The organism is Lachnospiraceae bacterium JLR.KK008, from assembly GCA_037015955.1.
Taxonomy (GTDB): Bacteria; Bacillota; Clostridia; order Lachnospirales; family Lachnospiraceae; genus VSOB01.
In genome coordinates, this window is sequence record CP143548.1 from 106,289 (window position 1) to 112,500 (window position 6,212).

At 46.0% G+C, this 6,212-nt stretch carries 8 protein-coding genes (1 of these 8 cut by a window edge); all 8 read left to right on the plus strand.

Annotated elements, in window-relative coordinates; translation table 11 throughout:
• Nucleotides 1–7: 7 nt before the first annotated feature.
• Complete coding sequence (gene rpiB / locus V1224_00530) at nucleotides 8–460, plus strand: ribose 5-phosphate isomerase B (protein ID WWR17394.1); 453 nt, start codon at nucleotides 8–10, stop codon at nucleotides 458–460.
• Nucleotides 461–497: 37 nt separating this feature from the next.
• Complete coding sequence (locus tag V1224_00535; protein WWR15981.1) at nucleotides 498–1,571, plus strand: ATP-dependent 6-phosphofructokinase; 1,074 nt, start codon at nucleotides 498–500, stop codon at nucleotides 1,569–1,571.
• Nucleotides 1,572–1,606: 35 nt separating this feature from the next.
• Nucleotides 1,607–3,169, plus strand: a complete 1,563-nt coding sequence (gene dnaX, locus V1224_00540) for a DNA polymerase III subunit gamma/tau (protein WWR15982.1) — start codon at nucleotides 1,607–1,609, stop codon at nucleotides 3,167–3,169.
• 18 nt (nucleotides 3,170–3,187) lie between these two features.
• On the plus strand, nucleotides 3,188–3,541 hold the full coding sequence (locus tag V1224_00545; protein ID WWR15983.1) for a YbaB/EbfC family nucleoid-associated protein: 354 nt from the start codon (nucleotides 3,188–3,190) through the stop codon (nucleotides 3,539–3,541).
• Complete coding sequence (gene recR, locus V1224_00550; protein ID WWR15984.1) at nucleotides 3,541–4,137, plus strand: recombination mediator RecR; 597 nt, start codon at nucleotides 3,541–3,543, stop codon at nucleotides 4,135–4,137. Before V1224_00545 ends, recR begins: the two co-directional genes overlap by 1 nt.
• Nucleotides 4,138–4,151: 14 nt before the next feature.
• Nucleotides 4,152–5,189 (plus strand): aldose epimerase family protein, encoded by a 1,038-nt coding sequence (locus V1224_00555; protein WWR15985.1) that lies wholly within the window; start codon nucleotides 4,152–4,154, stop codon nucleotides 5,187–5,189.
• Between the two features lie 251 nt (nucleotides 5,190–5,440).
• Nucleotides 5,441–6,121 (plus strand): hypothetical protein, encoded by a 681-nt coding sequence (locus V1224_00560; GenBank protein WWR15986.1) that lies wholly within the window; start codon nucleotides 5,441–5,443, stop codon nucleotides 6,119–6,121.
• A 31-nt stretch (nucleotides 6,122–6,152) separates the two neighbouring features.
• Nucleotides 6,153–6,212 carry the 5' portion of a DUF5711 family protein gene (locus V1224_00565; protein ID WWR15987.1) on the plus strand. The gene runs 1,134 nt beyond the window's last position, so only the first 60 of its 1,194 coding nucleotides appear in the window; its start codon is at nucleotides 6,153–6,155; the stop codon falls past the right edge of the window.

Consider the following 6,212-nt stretch of genomic DNA (forward strand, 5'->3'; position numbering starts at 1 on the left):
CATGAGTATGAAACTGGCAATCGGATGCGATGAGGCTGCATATGCCTTAAAAGTAGTGATCATGGATCATTTGAAAGAGATCGGTGTGGAGTATGACGATTTTGGCGCAGACAAGGGGGAAGTAGTTCTTTATCCTGATGTAGCGCAGAAAGTGGCACAGGCAGTTGCTGATGGGAAATATGAGAGAGGGATTCTCGTGTGCGGTACAGGGATTGGTATGGCGATCACAGCGAACAAGGTGCCTGGCATCAGAGCAGCTGTATGTCATGATCCATTTTCTACAGAGCGTTCCAGAAAGAGTAACAATGCGCAGATCATGTGCATGGGTGAGAGAGTGATCGGACCAGAGCTGGCAAAATATCTTGTTGACATCTGGTTAAAATGTGATTTTGCAGGTGGCGGGTCGGCACCGAAGGTAGACAGGATCATGGAAGTGGAGCAGTCCTATTTCAAGAAATAACTACGTTTTGTAATGATGGAAAGAAGGAGGTTTTCTGATGAAAAGAATTGGGTTATTGACCAGTGGGGGAGATTGTCAGGCACTGAATGCTGCTATGCGCGGCGTCGTGAAAACGATCAGCAATGCGTCGGAGCAGGTAGAGATCTATGGCTTTTTAGAGGGTTACAAAGGTTTGATCTACGGCAATTACAGAATGCTGCAAAGTTATGACTTCTCCGGCATTTTGACAAAAGGCGGAACAATTCTGGGAAGTTCCAGAACGCCATTCAAATTGATGAGGGAACCGGATGAAAATGGTCTGGACAAAGTAGAGGCCATGAAACACAATTACTATAAATTGAATCTGGACTGTCTGGTCATTTTGGGCGGAAACGGAACACATAAGACAGCCAATCTTCTTCGTCAGGAAGGGTTAAATATTGTCACGCTGCCAAAGACGATCGATAACGATCTTTGGGGAACAGACATGACATTTGGTTTCCAGAGTGCGGTGGACATTGCGACGCAGGCGATCGACTGTATCCATACAACGGCGGCTTCCCATGGTCGTGTGTTTATCGTGGAAGTTATGGGCCATAAAGTTGGATGGTTGACGCTCAACGCTGGTATTGCCGGAGGAGCTGATATTATATTGATTCCGGAGATTCCTTATAATATTAATAAAGTGGTGTCGGCGATCGAGGCAAGACATAAGGGCGGCAGCAGATTTACCATTCTGGCAGTGGCCGAAGGTGCGATTTCCAAAGAAGATGCCGCGCTTTCCAAGAAAGAATTAAAAGAAAAACAGAAAAATAAAATTTACCCGAGCGTGTCCTACCAGGTGGCGGCGGAGATTCTCGAAAAGACCGGTAACGAGGTACGTGTGACAGTTCCGGGACATACACAGCGCGGCGGCAGTCCCTGTCCTTATGACAGAGTATTTGCAAGCCGCCTGGGATCGGAAGCAGGCAAGCTGATCATGAAGGGCGAATATGGTTTCATGGTGGGTTACAGAAACAGAGAGATCGTGAAGGTACCGCTTGAGGATGTGGCGGGCAAACTCAAATATCTCTCCCCGGATGCTTCCATCATTCAGGAAGCAAAGATGCTGGGAATCAGTTTTGGTGATTAAGGCAGCAGAATTTCAATCAGTTAGGGGCAGTAAACATGTCGTATACGGCGCTTTACAGAAAGTTCCGTCCTGATAGTTTTGAAGATGTAAGAGGGCAGGAGCATATTGTTACAACATTAAAAAATCAGATGAAAGCGGACAGGATAGGCCATGCCTATCTTTTCTGCGGCAGTCGGGGAACGGGCAAGACGACGGTGGCGAAAATATTTGCCAGAGCGGTAAACTGTGAAAACACACAGGATGGCAGTCCTTGTGGACAGTGTGAGACATGCAGAGCGATCCGCTCCGGCGCCAGTATGAATGTCATTGAAATCGACGCAGCTTCCAATAACGGTGTAGACAGTATACGCCAGATCGTGGAGGAGGTATCTTATTCGCCGGCACAGGGGAAATATAAGGTTTATATTATCGATGAGGTTCATATGCTTTCAATAGGCGCTTTCAATGCTCTGTTAAAGACTTTGGAAGAGCCGCCTTCTTATGTCATTTTTATTCTGGCGACGACAGAAGTTCATAAAATCCCGATCACGATACTCTCAAGATGTCAGAGATATGATTTTAAGCGGATTACGATTGATACAATTATGGAACGAATGAAAGAGCTGACGGGGGCCGAGTCAGTGGAGGCAGAGGATAAGGCTTTGCGCTATATTGCCAAGGCGGCGGACGGCTCCATGCGCGATGCTCTGAGTCTGCTCGATCAATGTATTGCCTTTCATTTTGGTGACATGCTCACTTATGACAAAGTGCTCAATGTGCTGGGAGCGGTGGATACTTCGGTGTTCAGCAGAATGCTGCGACTGCTCACAGAGCAGAATATCATTGGTGCCATTGAACTGTTGGAAGAGATGATCATGCTTGGCAGAGAGCTGTCGCAGTTTGTGACGGATTTTACCTGGTATCTGAGAAGTCTGCTGCTCGCGGGGGCTTCGGATTCCATTGAAGATGTGATCGACATGTCAACCGATAATCTGAACAATTTAAAGGAAGAGGCACAGATGGTGGAACCGCCGGTCGTCATGCGTTATATCAGAGTGTTTTCCGAAGTATCCGACCAGATGCGTTATGCTTCTCAAAAGCGGATTTTGTTGGAAATGGCGATTATCAAACTGTGCAGACCACAGATGGAGACAGATCTGCATTCGCTGCTGGAGCGGGTTCGCAATCTGGAGAGACAACTTCAGGAAGGCGTCACAGTAGTGAGGAAGGAAACGTCTCAAGAAAATGTCACTGCGGAGAAGGGAAATAAAAAAACAGCGCAGCCAATGCCGAAAGCGATTCCGGAAGATGTCCGGCAGCTTGTTGAAAAGTGGAAAAGTGTGATCGGTAATGCACAGATGCCGATGAGGCAGTATTTAAAGGAGGCAAGACTGACCCTGGGCGGAGATAACAGGTTAGTGCTTGTATTGCCCGACGGAGTTGCGTCGGACTATTTTTTGAGGCAGCAGGAACATTTGATTCAGTTAAACCGCCTTTTGTCAGATTGTGCCGGGAAAGAAGTGGAGGCAGCTGTCGAGACAATGCAGGCAGAGCGGGAGTTTGAGGACACTTATGTAGACCTGCAGTCGGTCATTCATATGGAGATCGAAGAAGAATAAATTTCAGGAGGAAGAAAGATGGCGAAACGTGGAGGCTTTCCGGGCGGAGGTATGCCGGGGAATATGGCGAATTTAATGAAGCAGGCACAGAAAATGCAGCGTCAGATGGAAGAGGGCCAAAAAGAGCTGGAGGCAAAAGAATTTACTGCCAAATCAGGCGGCGGCGCCGTGGAAGTGACAGTAACCGGAAAGAAAGAAGTGACTAAAGTGACGCTTTCTCAGGAAGTGGTGGATCCGGATGATGTGGAGATGTTAGAAGACCTGATCATGGCTGCCGTCAATGAGGCGATTCGCATGGCGGATGAAGCCAACGCACAGTTGATGGGCAAAATGACAGGAGGATTAGGGCTTGGCGGAGGTATGCCGTTTTAATGGACCTGTACAGCGGATATATCAATCGATTGATTGAGGAGTTTGCCAGTCTTCCGGGGATCGGCAATAAATCGGCGCAAAGACTGGCGTTTTATCTGATCAACCTGCCAAAAGAAAGAGTAGAACGGTTTGCAGGAGCGATTCTGGAGGCCCGGGACAATGTGAGATATTGCAGTCAATGTTTTACTCTGACGGATCAGGAACGTTGTCCTGTCTGTGCCAATACAAAGAGAGATGCAGAGACGATTATGGTTGTGGAAAACTCCCGTGATCTGGCAGCCTATGAAAAGACCGGGAGATATGAGGGCGTATATCATGTGCTGCATGGAGCAATCTCACCGATGTTGGGGATCGGTCCCGGTGATATTAAGCTGAAAGAGCTTATGGCAAGACTTCAGGGTGATGTCAGAGAAGTGATTATCGCCACCAATTCCAGCCTGGAGGGGGAGACGACGGCGATGTATATCAGCAAGTTGATCAAACCGACCGGCATAAAAGTAACGAGGATTGCCAGTGGCGTTCCGGTAGGCGGAGATCTGGAATATATTGACGAAGTAACATTACTTCGTGCCCTGGAGGGACGCACGGAGATATAGGGAAGGAAGACGGCATGATAAAGGAAAGATTCGGAACGACAAAAGAGGGGAGAGATATTTTCCTCTATACACTGGAGAACAAAAATGGCATGAAGGCGCAGGTTATAGATTATGGCGCTATTCTTGTGAACTTGTTTGTGCCTGATAAAGAGGGAAAGGTACAGGATGTAACGCTTGGTTATGACAGGCTTGAAGACTATTATGAAAACGGCAGCTTTTTCGGCGGTACAATCGCGCCGAATGCGAACCGTATCGCAGATGCCGCTTTTGAGATTGATGGCGTGACATACAAACTCGATGTCAATGACGGCCCGAATAATCTGCACAGCCATTTTAACCTGGGCGGTCATAAAAGGGTGTGGGAAGCGCAGCCACAGGAGAATGGGGTTTGCTTTACACTGATATTAAAAGATGGAGAGATGGGATTTCCCGGAAATAAAGAGATTTCCATTACTTATACATTGACAGATGCAAATGAACTGCGGCTTGATTACCATGCGATTGCTGATCAGAAGACGGTACTCAACCCCACAAATCACGCATATTTTAATTTGGCAGGACATGATGGGGGTCAGATTATCGATCATGTTCTCTGGCTGAAGGCAAGTCATTATACCCCTGTCGTTCAGGGGGCGATCCCGACAGGGGAAATTGCGCCTGTGGAAGGGACACCGCTTGATTTTACGAAAGAGAAAAGGATCGGGGACGAAATCGACGCTTCTTTTGAACAGCTGCAGCTTGTCAGTGGCTATGATCATAATTTTGCAATCGATGACTGGAACGGAGAACTGCAGCTTGTGGCGCGGATCTCTGAAAAAACGAGCGGAAGAAGTATGAAGGTTTACACAGATCTTCCGGGAATCCAGTTTTATGCGGGGAACTGTATTGCGCCCACAATCGGAAAAGGCAAGACCGCCTATGGAAAACGGGAAGGTTTTTGCCTGGAGACGGATTATTTTCCGAATGCGGTCAATGAAAAGGCATTTGCATCTCCGGTCTATGGCCCCGAAAAGGCATATACTTCCACGACGATTTATCAGTTTGAATATTAAGAGCATATATTTTCAGGGAATAGAGGGGATACACAGTCCTTTGTCCGGTGGGAGTATATCATTATGAAGATGAAAAAGAGTCTTTCTGCGTATGTTGAGTCCGCAGAGGCTCTTTTTGTTTTGGCGGTGTAATATCATGACGGCTTTTGTCAGGAAAAAAAGGAAACCAGTCGACAAAATATGATAAATGTCTTTCTCATTCTGACGTATAATGTGGACAAGAAGAGATAAATTTTTCAAACAGGAGGTACATGATGAAAGAAAAACTCCCTCAAAATATATGTCTGGTCGGAAAAGCCGAAGAAGACAGGAAAATATTTGTAGAAGAATATGTGATCTCATATCTGCAGAAAATAGCAAGTAATGAAAAAGAGCCTCAGATCGTTGTGTTTTTTGGCGACGGATATGAGAGAGAAGGGATAAAATATTATTTCTTAAATGGAGTTGCCGCACATAAAGCCTCCGGAGAGATACTAAAAAAGACGGACGAGTTTTATTTTCAGACTGTGGGCAGGCAGTATTTCCCTCAGTCCAAGGGAATTGGCTGGTATTATATGAACAAGGGTTACAGTGAAATGGTGAAGATCCTGCAGAATATGCAGGAGCAGGATTTCGCATCCATAAAGGGATACTATATGTATTTTGAGAAGAACTGTGCCATGGAGGAATATTTTGCAAATCTGTCAACAAAGGAAAAAAGCGACACGAGTATCATAAAAAAGAGGCCGATACAGAAATTAAAAGGGAAAAAAGGGCCGGTCCCAATGCTTGCCGTACAAGTGTTGAATATGGTCAGTCTGTGTATCTTAATCATTTGCTGTATTATAGCGGTCACGACGTTAAATCAATATGATAAAATGAAACAACTGGAAGAAACCGTGACTTATCTGGAGACAAGCATAGAGGAACAAAAAAATTTACCGGAGGAATAAAATGTGCTATACTGTGTGAACAGGAGCCTTTATGACGAATATCAGAGATTACATAAAAAGAAAAGAGAAAAAACAGGAAGACAGTTTTGGC

What these genes read in the sequence shown, in the direction of transcription:
- dnaX (WWR15982.1), top strand. Translation starts at nt 1,607, where the DNA reads ATGTCGTATACGGCGCTTTACAGAAAGTTCCGTCCTGATAGTTTTGAA.
- V1224_00535 (WWR15981.1), top strand. Translation starts at nt 498, where the DNA reads ATGAAAAGAATTGGGTTATTGACCAGTGGGGGAGATTGTCAGGCACTG.
- recR (WWR15984.1), top strand. Translation starts at nt 3,541, where the DNA reads ATGGACCTGTACAGCGGATATATCAATCGATTGATTGAGGAGTTTGCC.
- V1224_00560 (WWR15986.1), top strand. Translation starts at nt 5,441, where the DNA reads ATGATGAAAGAAAAACTCCCTCAAAATATATGTCTGGTCGGAAAAGCC.
- rpiB (WWR17394.1), top strand. Translation starts at nt 8, where the DNA reads ATGAAACTGGCAATCGGATGCGATGAGGCTGCATATGCCTTAAAAGTA.
- V1224_00555 (WWR15985.1), top strand. Translation starts at nt 4,152, where the DNA reads ATGATAAAGGAAAGATTCGGAACGACAAAAGAGGGGAGAGATATTTTC.
- V1224_00545 (WWR15983.1), top strand. Translation starts at nt 3,188, where the DNA reads ATGGCGAAACGTGGAGGCTTTCCGGGCGGAGGTATGCCGGGGAATATG.